Raw genomic sequence first — 20,399 nt, 5'->3', positions numbered from 1 at the left:
GGAGCAGCATGGCCCACGAGGACGACCCGCTCGAGCACGAGAGGGCTTCCTGGAAGCCCTCCCCCGGGCTCGCCGTCGCGGTCCCCGACCCGGTGCGCAACCCTGGCCTCCCCCCGCACCGCGAGCGGATGACCGACCAGGACCCCGCTTCGATGAAGCGCGCCGTGCGCGGCGTCTACACGCTCTTCTACCTTTCGATCGCCGGAAGCATCTGGGCCATCGCGGCCTACATGCTGTTCCCGATCGAGAGCGGGCGGATCGTCGACATCCGCAACAACAACCTCTTCATCGGACTCGGCATCGCCTTCGCCCTGCTGGCCATCGGCATCGGCGCGATCCACTGGTCCAAGGCGGTCATGTCCGACCGCGAGTTCGTGGAGCCGCGCCATGCCACGCGCGGCCGCGACACGACGCGTGAGGCCGCCATCAAGGCGTTCGCCGACGCCGATGCAGAGTCCGGTTTCGGCCGCCGCGTCATGATCCGCAACTCGCTGATCGCCGCGCTCGTCGCATCCGTCGTGCCGGGCGTCGTGCTGTTCCGCGGACTCGCGCCGTTCAGCTCGCCCGAGAACCCGAACGCGGGCGACCCCGTGTACCTCCTCCAGCACACCATGTGGAAAGAGGGCATGCGCCTGGCGCACGACCCTTCGGGCGAGCCCATCCGCGCTGCCGACCTCACGCTCGGCTCCGCCGTGCACGTCATTCCCGAGGCGCTGGCGGAGGTGTCGCACAGCGACGGCTATCTCGAGGAGAAGGCCAAAGCCCTGGTGCTCCTCGTCCGCCTGCTGCCCGAGGACCTCGTGGAGCCGGAGGATCGCAAGGAGTGGTCGTACAACGGCATCGTCGCGTACTCGAAGGTCTGCACCCACGTCGGCTGCCCGGTTGCTCTGTATGAGCAGCAGACGCATCACCTGCTGTGCCCGTGCCATCAGTCGCAGTTCGACGTCACCGACCAAGCCAAGGTCATCTTCGGCCCGGCTGCGCGTCCGCTGCCGCAGCTGCCCATCACCGTCGACGACGAGGGCTACCTCATCGCGAGGAGCGACTTCAACGAGCCCGTCGGCCCGAGCTTCTGGGAGCGTCATTGAGCACCTCAACCGTCACCGAGCAGCCTGAGGCTCCCGGGACGCCCGTTTCGCCGAACGGTCGCGACAAGCCCCTCGGCGGCCGTTTCATCGGCGCCACCGCGAACTACATCGACGAACGCACGAGCCTCTCGGGCTTCGTCAAGGAGCTCGGCCGCAAGATCTTCCCCGACCACTGGTCGTTCATGCTCGGCGAGATCGCCCTGTGGGCTTTCGTCGTCGTGCTGCTGTCGGGCACGTTCCTGACGTTCTTCTTCCAGGCGTCGATGGTCGAGACCCACTACAACGGGGCCTATCTCCCGATGCGCGGCATCGAGATGTCGGCGGCGATGGCGTCGACCCTCGAGATCTCGTTCGACGTGCGCGGCGGCCTCCTGGTCCGCCAGATGCACCACTGGGCGGCGCTCGTCTTCGTCGCCGGCATCGGCGTGCACATGCTCCGCGTGTTCTTCACGGGTGCATTCCGCAAGCCGCGCGAGCTCAACTGGGTCATCGGCTTCATCCTGTTCATCCTCGCGCTGGGCGAAGGCTTCACCGGCTACTCGCTCCCCGACGACGTGCTCTCCGGCAACGGTCTGCGCATCATCGACGGCATGGTCAAGGGAATCCCGCTGATCGGCACCTGGACCTCGTTCCTGCTGTTCGGCGGCGAGTTCCCCGGCACGGCGATCGTCGGCCGCCTGTACTCGCTGCACATCCTGCTGCTGCCCGCCATCCTCGTCGGCCTGCTGGTCGTCCACCTCATGCTGATGGTGATCAACAAGCACACGCAGTTCGCCGGTGCGGGTCGCACCAACAGCGTCGTCGTGGGCTACCCGATGATGCCCGTCTACATGTCGAAGATGGGCGGCTTCCTGTTCATCACCTTCGGCGTGATCGTGCTGATCGCATCGCTGTTCACGATCAACCCGATCTGGAACTACGGCCCCTACGACCCGTCCCCCGTGTCGGCCGGCACGCAGCCCGACTGGTACATCGGCTTCGCCGACGGCGCGCTGCGACTGGTGCCCCCGGGCTGGGAGTTCGTCTTCCTGGACCGCACCTGGTCGTTCAACATCCTGGTGCCGCTGGTCGGGCTGGGTCTGTTCATCGTCCTCGTGCTGATCTACCCGTTCATCGAGGCGTGGGTGACGGGCGACAAGCGCGAACACCACATCGCCCAGCGCCCCCGCAACGCAGCGACCCGCACCGCCATCGGCGCCGCCGGCGTCACGTTCTACGCGGTGCTCTGGGCCGCGGCAGCCTCCGACATCATCGCCACGCACTTCTGGCTGACGATGGAAGGCGTGATCCACACGCTCCAGGCGCTGCTGATCCTGGGCCCGATCGTCGCGTACTTCGTGACGAAGCGCATGTGCATCGCGCTGCAGCGGAAGGACCGCGAGATCGCCCTCCACGGCTACGAGTCGGGGCGAATCGTGCGCCTCCCCGGTGGCGAGTACATCGAGGTGCACCAGCCCGTCGACGAGTACGAGCGCTTCAAGCTTGCCGACTTCGACACCTACGAGCCGCTCGTGGTCCGCCCGAACGCCCAGGGCCGCATCCCGTGGCATGAGAACGTCCGCGCGTCCATCTCGCGCTGGTTCTTCGAGGATCGGCTCACCCCGGTCTCGCAGGCGGAGCTCGATGCGGCACTGGCTCACCAGCACCACGACCTCGACCACATCGCGGCCGAGGAGGATCTGGAGCTGCAGGGCGCACATGAGCGCGCCGGTGTTCCCGATGCCCCGCACAAGCCGATCGACGACGGTCACAACTCCGAGACGGCGGTCCGCCCCTCGAACGTGATCGTGCCCGACCCCGAGCCGGGGACGAAGTCACCCAGGAACCGCGAGAAGGAGTCCGACCAGTAGGTCGAGACCGCTTCGCAGACGGATGCCTCGGCGCGATCTTCACGATCGCGCCGAGGCATCCGTCGTTCTCGTCACGTGCCCGGGCATAGATGGCACTCCCCGGGACGTGATGACAGTCAGAACCGCGAAGCATTCCTCGGCATCGGCAGGAATCGAACGGGATCTGACCGCGCTTCCAGGGCCGTGGAGTTCGTCGCCGTCGTAGCGTGGAGACATGACCGATGCACTCGCGTATTTCTCCGCCAAGCTCGCCGTCGAGACCGACGCTTCCGACGTGTACGCCGCACAGAAGGACGGAGAGGCGTTCGTCCTGGTGGACGTGCGCGGCGACGAGGCGTGGGCGCAGGGACGCATCAAGGGCGCGATCCACATGCCCTACCGTGAGATCGCCGAGCGTGCACCGCGCGAGATCGATCCCTCCAGCCGCGTGGTGGTCTATTGCTGGAGCCCCGGCTGCAACGCCGGCGCGAAGGGCGCCGTCGAGTTCGCGAAGCTCGGCTACGCCGTCAAGGAGATGATCGGCGGGTACGAATACTGGGTGCGCGAGGGCCAGCCGACCGAGAACGACGAAGGTGAGCTCCCCCGCGTGTTCGACGCCCAGGTGATGGTCGTGCGCGCGAAGGTCGCCGGCTGATCGGCCGGGTCAGGCCGACGACTCGAGCCCTTCCATGAAGCGCGTGGCTGCCGCGCCGTAGAACGACGTCGGTGCCAGCTCCGCCCGGCGGGCCGCCAGGCCGCGTGTGCGCCGCAGCAGCTCAGGATCGACGATGTCGCACACCACCACGGTGACGTTGTCGCGGCTGCCGGCGTCGAGGGCGAGGGTGACGCACGCTTCAGCCGCTGCCGCGGCATCCGGGATGCCCACCAGAAGCGCACGGATGTCGGCATCCGGAACGTAGTCGGTGAGCCCGTCGCTGCAGAGCAGCCAACGGTCCCCCACCGGCGCATCGAAGGCGATCACCGCAGCGCCGTCACGCTCAGCACCGCTGAGGGAGGCGGTGATGAGGTTGCGTCGAGGGTGTGAGGCTGCCTCTGCGATCGACACGAGGCCCTGGTCCACCAGCGCCTGGACGAGCGAATCGTCCCGGCTCACCTGCACCAGCTGCCCGCGGCGCAGGCGGTAGGCGCGGGAGTCGCCGGTGTGCGCGAGCAGGACGCCGCCGTCGCGCGCCACGAAGATGCCGGTGAACGTCGTTGCCATGCCGAGGAGCGACGGATCACGCTCGACGTGGGCGCGCAGATCCCAGTTCGCCGACCGCACGCTGTCCGCGAGCTGTAGAGGCTCGAGCCCGTCCAGCCGGCCCGCCGCGAGGCGGTGGATGAAGGTCGCCGAGGCCAGGTCGCCGGCAGGTCCCCCGCCGACGCCGTCGGCCACGGCGGCTCCCCAGGTCGACGTGAAAGCGGCATCCTGGTTGGTCGCGCGATGCAGACCGATGTCGGAGAACGCGGCCGCACGAAGACGTGCCCGGGTCCCCGTCATCGACAGGCCCCCGGGCACGGTGCGTGGTGAGCCACGCGAAGCGTCATATCGACGATCAGCGGGCGAAGTATCCGCGGTAGTACTCGTACACCCACCCGACGATCGCGACCACGAAGACCCCGATGCCGATGGGCATGAGCCAGGCGCCGACCGCGAGGCCGATCATGCCGAGCGCTGCCGAGAAGGCGAGCACGATGGGCCACCACGACCACGGGCTGAACTCACCGAGTTCCGGGTCGCCGTCGTCGATGTCGGCCGTGAGGCGGTCCTCAGGCAGCTCACCGCCCTGGGCGCTGTGCACGCGGCCGATGTAGAACGCGATGAGGGCGGCCATCATCGCCGTGAACAGCAGCGCGATGCTGCCGACCCACTCGATCGAGAGGGTGACCGTCTCCCACAGCTGCTGTCCGCCTGTGGCGTTCGTGTCCCAGTTCGACAGCAGGTTCCACGCGGTGTAGACCACCCCGACGAGCAGGAAGAATACGGAGAGGAGCCACCAGAGTCCGGTGTTGGTGCGCACTTACTTCACCTCTCCCTCGGCGAGGTCGGCAACCGGGGCTTCGGGGGCGTCCTTCGCCGGGCCGACGCCCACGGGGATGCCCGCCTCGGGGTGGTTCAGGTCGAACGCGGGCCGCTCGCTGCGGATGCGCGGGATCGAGGTGAAGTTGTGCCGCGGCGGCGGGCAAGAGGTCGCCCATTCGAGCGACGCGCCGTAGCCCCACGGGTCGTTGACGGTCACCTTCGGCGCCCTGCGCGACGTGATCCAGACGTTGAAGAGGAACGGGATCATCGAAGCGCCCAGAAGGATCGCACCGATCGTCGACACCTGGTTCTGCCAGGTCCAGCCGTCCGCCTCCGAGTAATCGGCGTAGCGGCGGACCATGCCGTCCACGCCCAGCCAGTGCTGGATGAGGAAGGTCATGTGGAAGCCGATGAAGAGCATCCAGAAGTGCACGTAGCCGAGGCGCTCGTTGAGCATCCGACCGGTCCACTTCGGCCACCAGAAGTAGAAGCCGGCGAACATCGCGAAGACGACCGTGCCGAAGACGACGTAGTGGAAGTGCGCCACGACGAAGTACGAGTCCGACAGGGCGAAGTCGAGCGGCGGCGATGCGAGGATCACGCCGGTGAGACCACCGAAGACGAACGACACGAGGAAGCCGAGGGCGAAGACCATGGGCGTCTCGAACGTCACAGACCCTCGCCAGAGCGTTCCGATCCAGTTGAAGATCTTCACGCCCGTCGGCACCGCGATGAGCATCGTCATGAGGGCGAAGAAGGGCAGCAGCACGGCGCCGGTCACGTACATGTGGTGAGCCCACACCGCGACCGACAGCGCAGCGATCGCGATCGTCGCGTAGACGAGCGTCTTGTAGCCGAAGATCGGCTTGCGGCTGAAGACCGGGAAGATCTCCGAGACGATGCCGAAGAACGGCAGCGCGATGATGTACACCTCGGGGTGGCCGAAGAACCAGAACAGGTGCTGCCACAGCAGGACGCCGCCGTTCGCGGGGTCGTAGATGTGGGCGCCGAGCACGCGATCCGCGGCAGCGGCGAGGATCGCGGCTGCCAGCACCGGGAAGGCCATCAGGACCAGGATGCTGGTGATCAGCGTGTTCCACGAGAAGATCGGCATGCGCCACATCGTCATGCCGGGCGCGCGCATCGTGATGATCGTGGTGATGAAGTTCACCGCGCCGAGAATCGTGCCGAAACCGCTCATGCCGAGGCCGAGCATCCAGAGGTTTCCTCCCGCGCCGGGAGAGAAGCTGGCATTCGCGAGCGGCTGATAGGCGAACCAGCCGAACGACGCCGCGCCCTGCGGGGTGAGGAAGCCGGCGACGGCGATCGTCGAGCCGAAGAGGAACAGCCAGAAGGCGAACGCGTTCAGACGCGGGAACGCGACGTCCGGTGCGCCGATCTGCAGCGGCAGGATCGCGTTCGCGAAGCCGGCGAACAGCGGCGTCGCGAACATCAGCAGCATGATCGTGCCGTGCATCGTGAACAGCTGGTTGTACTGCTCTTTCGTCGGGATGATCTGCATGCCGGGCTCGAAGAGCTCCGCACGGATGATCAGCGCCATCACTCCACCGAGGAGGAAGAAGATGACGGACGAGATGAGGTAGAGGTAGCCGATCGTCTTGTGGTCGGTGGAGGTGATCCACTTGACGATGATGTTGCCCTTCTGCTCGACGCGCGAAGCGCTGAGCAGTGCGGCCTGGCGGGGCGGCAGGGTCGTCGGGCGACCCTGCGTCGTCTCCTGGAGCGGAAGCGTCGTCGCCATGATCACTGGTCTCCCTCTTCGTCTGACGCCTCGCCGGTGGCACCCGTTCCCGGGGCGTTCTGCAGGCGGTCGTACGCGTCGTTGATGTCACCGGTCTGACCGGCGTCGCGGAGCGACTCGAGGTAATCCTCGTACTCGCTCTCGCTCACGACCTTCACGTTGAACAGCATCGCCGAGTGGTACTCGCCGCAGAGCTCGGCGCACTTGCCGGCATACGTGCCCTCGCGGGTCGGCGTGAAGGACCAGTAGTTGTCCTTGCCGATGTACATGTCCTTCTTGTACAGGAAGTCGATGATCCAGAACGAGTGGATGACGTCGCGCGACTGCAGCTTGATCTTCACCGTCTGGTCGACCGGCAGGTAGAGCGTCGGCAGGGCCGCTTCGTCGCGGTCGCCGTTCGCAGCGCTCTGCGCCTGGACGCCCATGGTCCAGACGGTGTCGTCGTCGGACTCGCCGTCGTACTGGAAGTCCCAGGCCCACTGCTTGCCGATCGCCGTGATCGACACGTCGGGCTCGTCGTACTGCGTCTCGAGGATCGTCTGGTCGCGCGCGGTGAAGGCGAAGAAGCCGATCACCAGGATGAGGGGCACGATCGTGTAGAAGATCTCGATCGGCATGTTGTAGCGCAGCTGGACCGGAAGGCCCATCTGACCCTTGCGACGGCGGTACGCGATCGCGGCCCAGCCCATGAGACCCCAGGTGACGACACCCACGGCGAGCAGGACGATCCAGGAGTTGACCCACAGACCCGCGACCATGTCGGTGCGGTTGGTGGCCGGCTGGCCGTCTTCGGTGAACCCGGGGAGGAAGCCGTGCAGCTCGGTCGGGGTGCATCCGGCGAGGACTGCTGCCGTTGCGATCCCGAGCGGGAGAACGGCCCAGCGGATACGGCGTTTCGAAGGCACTGTGCACCTTTCCGATCACGAACAGGACTCTCGCCAGTCTAGGGCAAGCGCCCAGGGGATTCAGGCCATCCGCCCAGGTTGAATCGCGCCGTACAGACCGAAAAAGGCGGGCCCGGCCGCTATTTCAAAGCGTGCCGGACCCGCCGGAAAAGTGTCGGAGCGCCGACCTGTCAGTGGAAGCTGTCGCCGCAGGCGCAGGAGCCCGCCGCGTTGGGGTTGTCGATCGTGAACCCCTGCTCCGAGATCGTGTCCTTGAAGTCGATCGTGGCACCGTCGAGGTACGGGACGCTCATGTCGTCGACGATGACCTCGACGCCGTCGAAGTCGACCGTCTTGTCACCGTCGAGGTACCGCTCGTCGAAGTAGAGCTGGTAGATCAGGCCGCTGCATCCGCCGGGCTGCACGGCGACGCGCAGACGGAGGTCGTCGCGCCCCTCCTGGTTCAGCAGGTTCTTCACCTTGACGGCGGCGGCGTCGGTCAGCAGCACACCGTGTTCGTTCGCGGTCTGCTCTGTCGTCAGTGCGGTGTCGGTCATGGCACTCCTCCGGAAGGGCCGCCCGGATCGATCATCCACTGCAGGCGGCGGGATGCCTCGATTCTACGCGTGCCCGCCGAGAGGAGGCTCCGAGATCGGCGTGTCCACGCCGATCCCGGAGAGGCGCCTACGCCTGCGAGGTGCGGGCGTCGAGCTTCTCGAGCAGCAGCGCCTCGGCCAGCACGGCGTTGCGGAACGTCTCGAGGTGCAGCGACTCGTTCGGGCTGTGCGCCTTCGAATGCGGATCCTCGACGCCCGTGACGAGGATCTGCGCGCCGGGGAACTCCCGCACGAGGTCCGCGATGAACGGGATGGATCCGCCCACGCCGATGTCGACGGACTCGACGCCGTAGCCCTCGTGGAGCGCCTCGCGCGCGGCCGCCACCGCCCAGCCCGAGGTGTCGACGAGGAACGCGTCGCCGAAGTCCTGGTCGCTGAACGAGAGCTGCGCGCCGAAAGGCGCGTGTTCGCGCAGGTGCGCCTCGATCGCGGCGTACGCGTCACGTGCACGCTGCCCGGGGGCGATGCGGGCGCTGATCACCACCGAGATCTCGGGGCTGAGCGTGTTGGAGGCATTGACGACGCTCGGCGCGTCGATTCCGGTCACCGTGATCGACGGCTTGTTCCAGATGCGGCTGAGGATCGTTCCGCGGCCGATCGGCGAGACGCCGGCGGGCAGCCCCGCCTCGTCGCGCAGCGTCTCTTCGCTGTACGGCGGGGTGTCGGCATCCCGTTCCGTCAGCCCCGCCACGGCGACGGCGCCGTCGTCGTCCCAGAGCGTCGAGAGCAGCTTGACGGTGGCCATCATGGCGTCGGGGACGGCACCGCCGAACATCCCGGAGTGCGACGCGTGCTCGAGCGTGCGCACGCGCAGCGTGAAGCGGGTGTTTCCCCGCAGCGACACCGTCAGCGCGGGAGTCTTCGCATCCCAGTTCCCCGAGTCGGCCACGACGATCACATCGGCGCGGAGCGCGTCGGCGTTGTCGGAGAGGAACTGCGCGAACGAGCGGGATCCCGCCTCCTCCTCGCCCTCGAAGAACAGCGCGACACCGAGGTCGAAGTCGTCGCCGATGCCCTCTTTCAGCGCGCGCAGTGCCGCGAGGTGGGCCATGATGCCCGCCTTGTCGTCGGCCGCGCCGCGCCCGTACAGACGACCACCGCGGACGGTCGGCTCGAAGGGCGACGACTCCCAGAGCGACTCGTCGCCCACCGGCTGCACGTCGTGGTGGGCGTACAGCAGGATCGTCGGCCGGCCGTTGCGGGCCGGCCGCGTGGCGAGCACGGCCGGGTTGCCCTGCTCCCCCGTCTCCGGCACCGACGCCGTGCGGATCTCGACCGTCTCGAAGAGCCCGGTCTCGCGCACGAGTGCGGCGACCGCCTCTGCGCTGCGCTGCACCTGCTCGGGGTCGAACCCGGGGAAGGCGACGGACGGAATGCGCACCAGCGTGCCGAGATCGGCGAGGGCGGACGGGATGCCGGATGCCGCGGCATCGCGCACAGCATCCTGTCGGGAGAGCTCAGGGGTCATGCGGGTAATCTTAAGTGCACCCCTACTCCGCACATCGAGGATCATCCGTGGCCAAGACACCTGCAGCACCCTCGTCCAACGACGCACCGTCGGAGGGCACCACGCTGAACGGCGTCCCCCTCAGCGGTCCCTCGCCCAAGGGACGCCCCACTCCTTCCCGCGCCGAGCAGGAGGCCGCCCGCAAGCGCCCCCTCGTGGCCGACACCAAGGAAGCGAGGGCGCGCGCGAAGGCCGACCTCGCCACCCAGCGGGAGAAGGCCCGCATCGGCATGGCCAACGGCGAGCAGCGCTATCTGCCGGCGCGTGACCAGGGCCCGCAGCGCAAGTTCGTGCGCGACTGGGTCGACGGCGGCTGGCACCTCGGTGAAGCCGTCATGCCCGCGATGGTGCTCGTCATCCTCGCGACGTTCCTGCCCCTCCCGGCGGTGCAGTACTACGCCTTCGTGGGTCTGTGGATCTTCATCTTCTTCGTGATCGGCGACATGGTCATCACGTCCATCACCGTCAAGCGCGCCGCGAAGAAGAAGTTCGGCGAGGGCAAGGTCGAGAAGGGCCTGGGCTGGTACGCGGCGATGCGCACCGTCCAGATGCGCTTCCTGCGGCTGCCCAAGCCCCAGGTCAAGCGCGGCCAGAAGCCGGCCTGATCCCCGGCGGCGAGAAGCCCGACCCCGCCGGCGGCACCGGCTGGGTCAGCGCTGCTTCGCCAGCCCTCGGTTGATCTGCCGGGCCCACAGCGGGCCGCGGTAGAGGAAAGCCGTGTACCCCTGCACCAGGGTGGCTCCGGCATCCAGCCGCTCCTGCACGTCGTCGGCCGTCTCCACCCCGCCGACGGAGATGACGCAGAAGCCGGCGGGAACCGTCTCGCGCAGCAGCCGCAGCACCTCGAGCGCGCGCGCCTTCAGCGGGGCTCCCGACAGACCGCCGTCTCCGGCAGCGGCGACGACGGCGGGATCGGTGACCAGCCCGTCGCGCGAGATCGTCGTGTTCGTGGCGATAATGCCCGCCAGTCCTGCGTCGACGGCGAGGTGCGCGATCGCGACGACCTCGTCGTCGGGCAGGTCGGGCGCGATCTTGACCAGCAGCGGCGTGGTGCCCGCCGCCTGGCGCACGGCCTCCAGCAGCGGCCGCAGCGTCTCTGCGGCCTGCAGCCCGCGGAGTCCCGGCGTGTTCGGCGACGACACGTTGACGACGAGGTAGTCGGCGAGCGGCGCGAGCAGCGTCGCGCTGCGCACGTAGTCGGCGGTGGCGTCGGCGACCTCGACGACGCGACTCTTGCCGATGTTGACACCGAGCACCGTGCGCCGCGAGCGGCGGCGCAGCCGGCGCAGCCGGGTGGCCGCAGCCTCGGCGCCGTGATTGTTGAACCCCATGCGGTTGACGACCGCGCGGTCCGGGATCAGGCGGAAGAGCCGCGGGCGCGGGTTTCCCTCCTGCGGGATCGCCGTCACGGTGCCGACCTCGACGTGACCGAAACCGAGGGCGTGAAGCCCCGCCGCACCCTTCACGTCCTTGTCGAATCCTGCCGCGACACCGAACGGCGAGTCGAACGCGAGACCGAGCGCGGTCGTCGCAAGTCGGGGGGCGGGCCGGGTGATCGAGCGCGCGACCCACGAGAAGGGCCGGACCCCCAGCACCCGGATCACGACCATCGCACTGTGGTGGGCGGACTCGGGATCCATGCGCGACAGCACGGTGCGGAAGAGGAGGGGATACATCCCTCCTAGGCTATCCGGTCACTCCCCCGCGACCGCTGCGTCCTCGTCCGCGGAGCGGGCGCGGCCGTGGTCCACGCGCAGCTGCTCGATGGCCGTCTCGAAGTCCTCGAGCGAGTCGAACGCCTGGTAGACGCTCGCGAATCGCAGGTACGCCACCTCGTCCAGGTCGCGCAGTGGTCCGAGGATGGCCAGCCCGATCTCGTTGGCGTCGAGCTGCGAGGCGCCGGTCTGACGGATGCTCTCCTCCACCGTCTGGGCGAGCACCGCAAGATCCGCTTCCGTCACCGGACGACCCTGACAGGCCTTCCGCACGCCGGACATGACCTTCTCGCGGCTGAACGGCTCGATCACGCCGGAGCGCTTGATGACGTTGAGGCTGGCGGTCTCGATCGTCGTGAAGCGGCCACCGCATTGGGGGCACTGACGACGGCGACGGATGCTGAGACCGTCGTCGCTGGTGCGCGAGTCGATGACGCGCGAATCGGCGTGGCGGCAGAACGGGCAGTGCATGGCAGAGACAGCCTACGCCGGGAATCCGGTCTCAGTCCTGGAACCGGGCTGTGATCGCCTCGCCGTGGGCGGGGAGAGCCTCCGCCTCGGCCAGAGTCACGATCGCGTCGCGGACGACCGAGAGCGCGTCGCGGTCGTACTCGATGACCTGCTGCGGGCGCAGGAAGGTCGCGGCCGACAGTCCGGCCGCGTAGCGCGCCTGGCCGCCGGTGGGCAGCACGTGGTTGCTGCCGGCGAGGTAGTCGCCGAGGCTGACCGGCGAGTCCGGCCCCACGAACACCGCGCCCGCGTGGACGAAGTCCCCTGGGCGGGGGTCGGCCAGGTGCAGCTCGAGGTGCTCCGGCGCATACGCGTTCGAAAACGCCGTGGCCGCTGCGAGGTCGTCGACGAGCACGATCGCGGACTGCGGGCCGGCGAGTGCCGTGGCGACGCGCTCGGCGTGCCGCGTCACCGCCGCCCGCGGGGCGATCGCCGCGCGCACCTCGTCCGCCAGGCGCTCGGAGGTCGTCACCAGCACGGCGGAGGCCTGTTCGTCGTGCTCGGCCTGGCTGATGAGGTCGACGGCGACCAGGCGCGCGTCGGCCGTGTCGTCGGCGACCACGAGGATCTCGGTGGCGCCGGCTTCGGCATCCGTCCCGACCAGACCCGCGACCGCGCGCTTGGCGGCGGCCACGAAGTTGTTGCCGGGGCCGGTGACGACGTCCACCGGCTCGAGGCCGAGCGACGCGACGCCGTGCGCGAGCGCGCCGATCGCCCCCGCCCCGCCCATCGCGTACACCTCGGTGACGCCGAGGAGGCGCGCGGCGCCGAGGATCACCGGGTGCACCCGGCCGCCGAACTGGCGCTGCGGCGGCGAGGCGAGCGCGATCTCACTCACGCCGGCCACCTGGGCGGGCACGACGTTCATCACGACGCTCGAGGGGTAGACCGCCTTGCCGCCCGGGACGTACAGGCCGACGCGACGCACCGGCTGCCACCGCTGCGTCACCCGCGCGCCGGGTCCGAGGTCGGTGACCGTCGGCGCCGGAACCTGGGCTGCGGACGCCACCCGGACGCGCGCGATGGCTTCTTCGAGTGCCGAACGCACCCCCGGGTCGAGCGCCGCAAGGGCCTCGTCGAGGTGCGCGGCGGGAACCCGGATGTCGTGGTCCGTGGCGCCGTCGAATCTCTCGGCCTGCTCGCGCAGAGCTGTCTCGCCGCGAGCCGCGACGTCGTCGACGATGTGCGCCGCCGTCGCGAGGGCCTCCTCCCGCGCCGCGGCGGCACGGGGAACGGTCGCGAGCAGTTCAGCGGGCGAGAGCGTGCGCCCGCGCAGGTCGATCGTCCGGAGCATCCGTCTACGGTACCGCGCGGGCGGACGCGCTCAGCCGCGCGTGACGCCCGAGACGTCGTGCAGGTAACCGATGCGACCGTCCTCGTGGCGCACCACGAAGGCGTCGCCGCGATCCTCGATGACAAGCGCCCAGGCGGTCGGTCCGATGCGGAACACCGGGATGCCGATCTCGTCCACGATGTCGCGCTCCTCCGGAACGAGGGCCCAGAACGCCTGGTGCTGAGGCGCGGTCGCTGCAGCCGGCTCGACCGTCGACGACGGATTCTCGACGTGCTCGAACGACTCGCGCGCGTGGACCGGCTCGGTCGCCGCGGGCTCCTCGGCGACGACGGTGGTCGCGGTCGCCGGCGCGGCGGCGTCCGCGCGCACATCGGCGTCGGCGTCGTGCTCGTCGAGCGGGAGGACCGTGGTCTCGGCGTCATCGGCCGCGGCGCGGGGCGTCTCGTCGACGCCCGCGGCCTCGGCCTCCCGGCTCGTAGAAGAGTCGGCGTACGGCGTCGCGGGTGCCTGAGCGGCGTACGCCGGGGCGGCTCCATAAGCGTTGTCGTCGGTGCTGTCGCTGTCGGCGTAGGGCGCGTACTCGTCGGCGGCGGGCTCCTGTCGCACGAACGCCGGGCGGGGCGAAACCGGCAGCACCGGACGGGCGCTGCGATGGGCCGGAACCTCGGGGCGACCGCGGAAGTCCTGGGCGAAGGGCGCGATGAACGGCGCCAGCACGGTAAGGAAGACGCCGGCGAGCATGAGGAAGAACTCCACCCACACGACCCAGGTGCCGAGGAACTCGCGTTGATTGGCGAGCCGGATGAACGAGTTCCAGATGATGGTGAGCCACAGCACGGTGGCGACCGAGAACGCGACGGACGCGAACTGGTCGATCCCGAGGGATCCGACCCGGCGGATGCCCTGCGGCGAGAGCCGGCGCAACACGATGAGGAACACCGCCACCGTGGGCACGCCCACGGTGAGAACCCAGTCGATCCCGCTGCTCCAGACCGACGGACCTTCGCCCAGGTCTCCGTAGATCGGGAAGAACGACACCACGAATGCGACGAGCCACGTGCCCGCGAGGGCGACCTCGCGGATCGAGAACGGCCCCACTCCGTACTGCGGCGGCTCTTCGGTCGCAACCGCCTCGTCGATGTTCCCGTCCTGCTTCTCGTCCGTCACGATCGTCCCTTCCGGCGGACTGAGGCCCGCGTCGACCCGATATTACCCACGGCCCATGAGACCGCGATGAGACCACGCGTGACACGGCGACATTCGTCGTCGCCTTCGCGTCACCGCGTCATCCCAGGCACTGCGGCCCGAGAAGACCTTTCAGCTCGCCGTACAGATCAGGGGTGATCCGCACCGTGTGCGGCACCTCGAAGACCTTCGCCACGGTGCCGCTGTGGAGCTTGAGCGACACCTCGGTGTCACCCGCGTGGCGGGTCAGGGTCAGCAGCAGCTCGCCGATGAGGGCTTCGCTCGCGCGACGCTCGGGCATGACGAGCACCAAAGAGCTCGAGTCGTCGACCGTGCCGAGATCGGGGGTGAACGCCGACTGCGCATGCAGGTTCATGCCGTCGTCGCGTCGCGACACCCGCCCGCGCACCACGAGGATCGAGTCGGCCACGAGCATGTGCTGGAACTCGGTGTACGTCTTGCCCATGAACATCACGGTGATCTCGCCGTCGAAGTCCTCGACCGTGATCATGCCGTAGGGATTGCCGCTCTGCTTGGCCACGCGGTGCTGCACGCTGGTCACGAGGCCCGCGATCGTCACCTGGTCGCCGTCGCCGATGTCTTCCGACGCCAGCAGGTCGTGGATGCTCGTCGAGGCGTGCTTGGCGAGCGGGATCTCGAGACCCGCGAGCGGGTGATCCGATACGTAGAGGCCCAGCATCTCGCGCTCGAAGGCGAGCTTGTCCTTCTTGGTCCACTCCGGACGCGGCGGCACCTTCGGCGGCGCGACCTCTTCGACGGCGTCGTACAGGCTGTCGAAATCGAACCCGATGGCGCCCTGCGCCTCGTTCCGCTTGCGGTCGACGGCCGCTTCGGTCGCATCCTCATGCACCTCGAGCAGAGCACGGCGAGTGTCGCCCATGGAGTCGAACGCACCGGCCTTGATGAGCGACTCGATGGTGCGCTTGTTGGCCACATGCATCGGGACTTTGACCAGGAAGTCGTGGAACGACGCGAACGTCGCATCCTTGCGTGCGGTGACGATGCCGTCGACCACGTTGGCACCGACGTTGCGGACGGCGCCGAGTCCGAATCGGATGTCCTCCCCCACTGCCGCGAAGTATCGGATCGACTCGCCCACGTCAGGCGGCAGCACCTTGATGCCCATGCGGCGGCATTCGTTGAGGTATACCGCCATCTTGTCTTTGGAGTCGCCGACGCTGGTCAGCAGCGCCGCCATGTACTCGGCGGGATAGTGCGCTTTGAGGTACGCGGTCCAGTACGAGACCAGGCCGTACGCGGCCGAGTGCGCCTTGTTGAACGCGTAGTCCGAGAAGGGCAGCAGGATGTCCCACAGCGCCTTGATGGCGTCATCGCCGAAGCCGCGCTCCTTCATGCCGCCGGAGAAGCCCTCGTACTGCTTGTCGAGCTCGGACTTCTTCTTCTTGCCCATCGCGCGGCGGAGGATGTCTGCCTGGCCGAGCGAGAAGCCTGCGACCTTCTGCGCGATCGCCATGACCTGCTCCTGATAGATGATCAGGCCGTAGCTGGTGTCGAGGATGTCCCTCAGCGGCTCTTCGAGCTCGGGGTGGATCGGCGTGATCTCCTGCTGACCGTTCTTGCGCAGGGCGTAGTTGATGTGCGAGTTGGCACCCATCGGGCCGGGTCGGTACAGCGCGATGACGGCCGAGATGTCCTCGAAGTTGTCGGGCTTCAGAAGGCGCAGGAGCGACCGCATCGGGCCACCGTCGAGCTGGAACACGCCGAGGGTGTCGCCGCGGGTGAGCAGGTCGTAGGCGTCGCGATCATCGAGCGCGAGATGCTCGAGGTCGAGCTCCTCGCCCCGGTTCATCCGGATGTTGTCGAGCGCGTCGGAGATGATCGTGAGGTTGCGCAGCCCCAGGAAGTCCATCTTGATGAGCCCGAGCGTCTCGCACGACGGGTAGTCGAACTGCGTGACGATCTGGCCGTCCTGCTCGCGGCGCATGATCGGGATGATGCCGAGCAGCGGTTCGCTGGACATGATGACGCCGGCGGCGTGCACGCCCCATTGACGTTTGAGCCCCTCGAGCCCCAGCGCGCGATCGAAGACCGTCTTCGCATCGGGATCGGTGTCGATGAGGGCGCGGAACTCGCTCGCCTCCTTGAACCGCGGATGCTGCGGGTCGAACATGCCGTTCAACGGCATGTCCTTGCCCATCACGGCAGGCGGCATCGCCTTCGTGAGACGCTCGCCCATGCTGAACGGGAAGCCGAGCACACGCCCCGCGTCCTTCAGGGCCTGCTTCGACTTGATCGTCCCGTAGGTCACGATCTGCGCGACGCGCTCGGAGCCGTACTTCTCGGTGACGTAGTCGATCACCTCGCCGCGGCGACGGTCGTCGAAGTCCACGTCGAAGTCGGGCATCGAGACGCGGTCCGGGTTGAGGAACCGCTCGAAGATGAGGCCGTGCTCGAGCGGGTCGAGATCGGTGATGCGCATGGCGTAGGCCACCATCGAGCCGGCACCGGAGCCACGGCCGGGGCCGACTCGGATGCCGTTGTCCTTCGCCCAGTTGATGAAGTCGGCGACGACGAGGAAGTAGCCGGGAAAGCCCATCTGGAGGATGATCCCGGTCTCGTACTCGGCCTGCTTGCGGACCTTGTCGGGGATGCCGTCGGGGTAGCGGTAGTGCAGTCCCGTCTCGACCTCCTTGACGAGCCAGCTGTCTTCGGTCTCGCCGTCGGGCACCGGGAAGCGCGGCATGTAGTTCGCGCTCGTGTTGAACTCGACCTCGCAGCGCTCGGCGATGAGCAGGGTGTTGTCGCACGCTTCCGGGTGCTCCCGGAAGATCTGCCGCATCTCCTGCGCCGTCTTGATGTAGTAGCCGTCGCCGTCGAACTTGAATCGGTTCGGGTCGTCCAGCGTCGAGCCGGACTGCACGCAGAGGAGCGCAGCGTGCGCGTCGGCCTCGTGCTGGTGGGTGTAGTGGGAGTCGTTGGTGGCGACGAGGGGGATGCCGAGATCCTTCGAAAGGCGGATCAGGTCGGTCATGACGCGGCGCTCGATCGAGAGCCCGTGGTCCATGATCTCGGCGAAGTAGTTCTCCTTGCCGAAGATGTCCTGGAATTCCGCGGCCGCCGCGCGCGCGGCGTCGTACTGGCCGAGCCGCAGGCGCGTCTGCACCTCCCCGGACGGGCAGCCCGTCGTCGCGATGAGACCCTTGCCGTAGGTCTCCAGCAGCTCCCGGTCCATGCGCGGCTTGAAGTAGTACCCCTCCATGCTCGACAGCGAGCTCAGCCGGAAGAGGTTGTGCATGCCCTCCGTGCTCTGACTCCACATCGTCATGTGGGTGTAGGCGCCCGAGCCCGACACGTCATCGCTCTTCTGCTCGGGTGAACCCCATTGGACGCGCGACTTGTCGCTGCGGTGCGTGCCCGGGGTCACGTAGGCCTCGAGGCCGATGATCGGCTTCACGCCCGCAGCCTTGGCGGCGTTGTAGAACTCGAACGCGGCGAAGGTGTTCCCGTGGTCGGTGACGGCGATCGCCGGCATGCCGTAGTCCGCCGCCGCCTGGGTCATGGCGCCGATTTTGGCGGCGCCGTCGAGCATCGAGTACTCGCTGTGCACGTGCAGATGAACGAAGGAGTCGGATGCCACGGATCGAGTCTAGGTACGGTCTCGGACACTCTCGCCACGGCCGTGGCGAGTCCGCGGACTCTCCTGGCGAGGTGATCTCACCTTCCAGTTGAAGGTCATTGTGCTGAAGGTCGTTGCAATGCGCGAGGCGCCGAGCGGATGCCTCCGCCCGGCGCCTCACAGCCGGCTTCTCATCCGGGGTCAGGGCGCCGAATCGACGATCGAGACGGTCGACACCGTACGGCTCTGCCAATCGGGGACGCCCTCGAAGGCCACGGGCTCGTCGTACTCCCCCATCCCCCAGTTGGTCGACTGCACGACGTAGCCGCGCGCGGTGTCGAGCACGAACTCCACGCGAGCCGGTCCCGCTTCGAAGTCCCGCTCGTATGCGAGTGTGGTCAGGTCACCGTCGGTCGCGACGACTTCCACACCCGGGAGGGACGCGAACGCTCTGAGCATCCCGGCGCGCGCTGTCGCAGGTGCCAGGTTGAACGACATCAGGTCGCCGATGGTCTCGATGAAGAAGTGCGCCATGCCGTCGGGCTCGCCCTCCGCGCCGTACCGCTCCTCGAACCATGCGACCACCCCGTCGGGATCCGTCGGCATGTCCTCGTAGGTCTCGCGGCCGTCCAGGTAGTACGTCACCACGTCACCATCGCGACCGCCCTCGGCGACGCCGGCGGGGTACCGGGTGATGCCGGCCGATCCCAACCCGGGGTTCAGCTCACGACTCCACGCCTCGGCGGCCTCCGCGGCACGCGGGCCGACCGATTCCGCCACATGGTACGGACTCCGCTCGCGCACCCATTCACCCTCGGGGTCCGCGGGCACGTAGACGCTCGACTCATCCTCGATGAGGATCACGGCTTCCGCCTCCGCGCGGAAGGCGTTGTTGAACCTCGCACCGGCAGGCATCTGCTCGTCGTAGGTCGTGAGCGACGTGAATGCGGTGTCGACCCGCGTGTAGCTGCCGGCCGGCACGACCTCCTCTGCGGCCCGGATGCTCGCTGCCGCCGCCTTCTCCAGCACCTGTGCCGCAGCCGACGCTGTCGGCGCTGTGGCCGGCACCGCGACGAACCCGATCACCAGTGCCGTCGCCGCCAGCCCGCCGGCCAGCGCCGAGCCGCCGATCCAGCGGACGGTGCGGCGGCGGGTGGCCGCGGCATCCGCTCGCTCCTGCCGGGCGATCTCGCTGAGCAGCGCCCGCCGTGCGGCGCCGATCCCCTCGTCGGGCAGGGGCGGGGCGTCCCGCCCCAGGTCACGCACTCGTTCCATAAGCTCCATCGGTCTCCTCCTTCGCGATCCACGTGAGTCGGACGGACGCGTGCGACCCCGGCGGCGCGAGCTTGCGCCGCACCCGGTTCAGGCGCGATCGCACGGTGCCGACGGGAACCCCGAGCGCCATGCCGATCTCCTCGTAGGTGAGGTCGCCCCACGCGTACAGGAGCAGCGTCTCGCGGTCGCGCGCGGCCAGCGCCGCGATCCGCGGTGCCAGCGCACGCACAGCGGACGAGGCATCCGCCCGGTCGCCGGCCGCCTCGATCGCGCCGTCGCTGGTGTGATCGCCGCGCGAGACGGATGCCTCGAACGAGCGCCACTGCCGGGCCTCGTCGGCGCGGTGCTTCTTGATCACGCGCGACGCGATGCCGAGGAGCCAGGGCTTCGCCGAATCCCAGGTGGCGTCGAAGTCCCGCCGACGCCGGAACGCGACGAGCATGGTCTCGCTCAGGACGTCCTGCGCGGCATCCGTTCCCACGCGCCGCGCAGCGAACGCGCCGATCACCCGCGCGTGCCGCTCGAACACCTCCGCGAAGGCGGAGGGGACGTCGACCGAACGGCAGATGATGTCGCTGTCTGTACTCACAACGGGTATTGCCGTATGCCGCTCGGACGGTTCACGGAATCTCAGAAACTCGGTCTCTCAGAAACTCGGTCGCTCAGAAGTCCTCATCGAGCGCGTACTGCTGCTGCCACGAGTGCGGTCGGTCGATGCCGAGGCCGTAGAGGTATCGGATGAGCTGGCCCTGATGCTGCGTCTCGTGCTCGAGGAGGGCGAGGACGTAGCGGAGCGAGTCCTCGTCGCCGGCGTCGATGCCGGCGACCCACTCATCGACGTCGGCGGCGGTCTGGACGAAGGCGGCGCGGAGGGCCGCGGCATCCGTCGTCCCGTCGCGTGTGACGGGGCTCGTGAAGCCCTGCCACTCCCCCGCGCGGGCGGCCTTCGGGTAGCTCTCGCGCGCGCCGAGCACGCACCACAGCTGGTGACCGATCGTGTCCGACGGCAGGTCGCGCAGATGCGAGCCGAGGTGCTCGGTCGGGATCGTGTCGAGGAAGTCGAGATAGAGCGTGTTCGCACGTTCGAGGCGGCGCTGCAGGAGGTGGTTCAC

Annotated in this window: 18 protein-coding genes; 4 read left to right on the top strand and 14 right to left on the bottom strand. The window is 68.4% G+C overall.

The features are described 5' to 3' along the window. The first annotated feature begins 8 nt into the window (after positions 1-8). From ABG085_RS08090 to ABG085_RS08080, 3 genes are all read left to right on the top strand, one after another. Entirely contained in the window at positions 9-1,088 is a 1,080-nt protein-coding gene (locus ABG085_RS08090) for a Rieske 2Fe-2S domain-containing protein (RefSeq protein ID WP_347978878.1), read from the top strand. A gap of 86 nt (positions 1,089-1,174) precedes the next feature. Continuing rightward, positions 1,175-2,938 (top strand): ubiquinol-cytochrome c reductase cytochrome b subunit, encoded by a 1,764-nt coding sequence (locus ABG085_RS08085; RefSeq protein WP_347979143.1) that lies wholly within the window; start codon positions 1,175-1,177, stop codon positions 2,936-2,938. A 214-nt stretch (positions 2,939-3,152) separates the two neighbouring features. Next, the gene (locus ABG085_RS08080; protein ID WP_347978877.1) at positions 3,153-3,572 is read left to right on the top strand and encodes a rhodanese-like domain-containing protein; all 420 of its coding nucleotides are present in this window, start codon (positions 3,153-3,155) and stop codon (positions 3,570-3,572) included. 9 nt (positions 3,573-3,581) lie between these two features. On the opposite strand, the gene ABG085_RS08075 is transcribed toward ABG085_RS08080, so the two are convergent. The 6 genes from ABG085_RS08075 to ABG085_RS08050 all read right to left on the bottom strand — a co-directional run bounded on the left by ABG085_RS08075 (position 3,582) and on the right by ABG085_RS08050 (position 9,671). Continuing rightward, on the bottom strand, positions 3,582-4,418 hold the full coding sequence (locus ABG085_RS08075) for a protein phosphatase 2C domain-containing protein (protein WP_347978876.1): 837 nt from the start codon (positions 4,416-4,418) through the stop codon (positions 3,582-3,584). 55 nt (positions 4,419-4,473) lie between these two features. Continuing rightward, complete coding sequence (locus tag ABG085_RS08070; RefSeq protein WP_347978875.1) at positions 4,474-4,938, bottom strand: cytochrome c oxidase subunit 4; 465 nt, start codon at positions 4,936-4,938, stop codon at positions 4,474-4,476. Beyond that, complete coding sequence (gene ctaD, locus ABG085_RS08065) at positions 4,939-6,702, bottom strand: cytochrome c oxidase subunit I (protein ID WP_347978874.1); 1,764 nt, start codon at positions 6,700-6,702, stop codon at positions 4,939-4,941. 2 nt (positions 6,703-6,704) lie between these two features. Then, a complete protein-coding gene (gene coxB / locus ABG085_RS08060; RefSeq protein ID WP_347978873.1) occupies positions 6,705-7,607 on the bottom strand; it encodes a cytochrome c oxidase subunit II in 903 nt (300 codons plus the stop codon). A gap of 170 nt (positions 7,608-7,777) precedes the next feature. Further along, positions 7,778-8,143 carry an iron-sulfur cluster insertion protein ErpA gene (gene erpA, locus ABG085_RS08055; protein WP_347978872.1) on the bottom strand — a complete coding sequence of 122 codons (366 nt, stop codon included), beginning with the start codon at positions 8,141-8,143 and terminating at the stop codon, positions 7,778-7,780. Between the two features lie 127 nt (positions 8,144-8,270). Continuing rightward, on the bottom strand, positions 8,271-9,671 hold the full coding sequence (locus ABG085_RS08050; RefSeq protein WP_347978871.1) for a dipeptidase: 1,401 nt from the start codon (positions 9,669-9,671) through the stop codon (positions 8,271-8,273). Positions 9,672-9,718: 47 nt separating this feature from the next. On the opposite strand from ABG085_RS08050, the gene ABG085_RS08045 reads away from it, so the two are divergent. Then, positions 9,719-10,315 carry a DUF3043 domain-containing protein gene (locus ABG085_RS08045; RefSeq protein WP_347978870.1) on the top strand — a complete coding sequence of 199 codons (597 nt, stop codon included), beginning with the start codon at positions 9,719-9,721 and terminating at the stop codon, positions 10,313-10,315. Between the two features lie 45 nt (positions 10,316-10,360). Here the strand turns inward: ABG085_RS08045 and ABG085_RS08040 are convergent, their stop codons facing one another. From ABG085_RS08040 to ABG085_RS08005, 8 genes are all read right to left on the bottom strand, one after another. Then, positions 10,361-11,386 (bottom strand): quinone-dependent dihydroorotate dehydrogenase, encoded by a 1,026-nt coding sequence (locus ABG085_RS08040; protein WP_347978869.1) that lies wholly within the window; start codon positions 11,384-11,386, stop codon positions 10,361-10,363. An 18-nt stretch (positions 11,387-11,404) separates the two neighbouring features. Next, positions 11,405-11,896, bottom strand: a complete 492-nt coding sequence (gene nrdR / locus ABG085_RS08035; protein WP_347978868.1) for a transcriptional regulator NrdR — start codon at positions 11,894-11,896, stop codon at positions 11,405-11,407. A gap of 31 nt (positions 11,897-11,927) precedes the next feature. After that, positions 11,928-13,229: a histidinol dehydrogenase gene (gene hisD / locus ABG085_RS08030; protein ID WP_347978867.1), complete on the bottom strand. Its 1,302-nt coding sequence runs from the start codon at positions 13,227-13,229 to the stop codon at positions 11,928-11,930. A gap of 30 nt (positions 13,230-13,259) precedes the next feature. Beyond that, a complete protein-coding gene (locus tag ABG085_RS08025; RefSeq protein WP_347978866.1) occupies positions 13,260-14,396 on the bottom strand; it encodes a hypothetical protein in 1,137 nt (378 codons plus the stop codon). 118 nt (positions 14,397-14,514) lie between these two features. Further along, positions 14,515-18,033 carry a DNA polymerase III subunit alpha gene (gene dnaE / locus ABG085_RS08020; protein ID WP_347978865.1) on the bottom strand — a complete coding sequence of 1,173 codons (3,519 nt, stop codon included), beginning with the start codon at positions 18,031-18,033 and terminating at the stop codon, positions 14,515-14,517. A 180-nt stretch (positions 18,034-18,213) separates the two neighbouring features. Then, entirely contained in the window at positions 18,214-19,296 is a 1,083-nt protein-coding gene (locus tag ABG085_RS08015) for a hypothetical protein (RefSeq protein WP_347978864.1), read from the bottom strand. Next, entirely contained in the window at positions 19,271-19,876 is a 606-nt protein-coding gene (locus ABG085_RS08010) for a sigma-70 family RNA polymerase sigma factor (protein ID WP_347978863.1), read from the bottom strand. The genes ABG085_RS08015 and ABG085_RS08010 overlap by 26 nt, the downstream gene beginning before the upstream one ends. Positions 19,877-19,949: 73 nt before the next feature. Then, complete coding sequence (locus ABG085_RS08005; RefSeq protein WP_347978862.1) at positions 19,950-20,399, bottom strand: hypothetical protein; 450 nt, start codon at positions 20,397-20,399, stop codon at positions 19,950-19,952.

It is taken from the genome of Microbacterium sp. ProA8 (assembly GCF_039905635.1).
GTDB classification, from domain to species: Bacteria; Actinomycetota; Actinomycetes; order Actinomycetales; family Microbacteriaceae; genus Microbacterium; species Microbacterium chionoecetis.
This window is presented reverse-complemented; position numbering and strand designations above follow the sequence as displayed.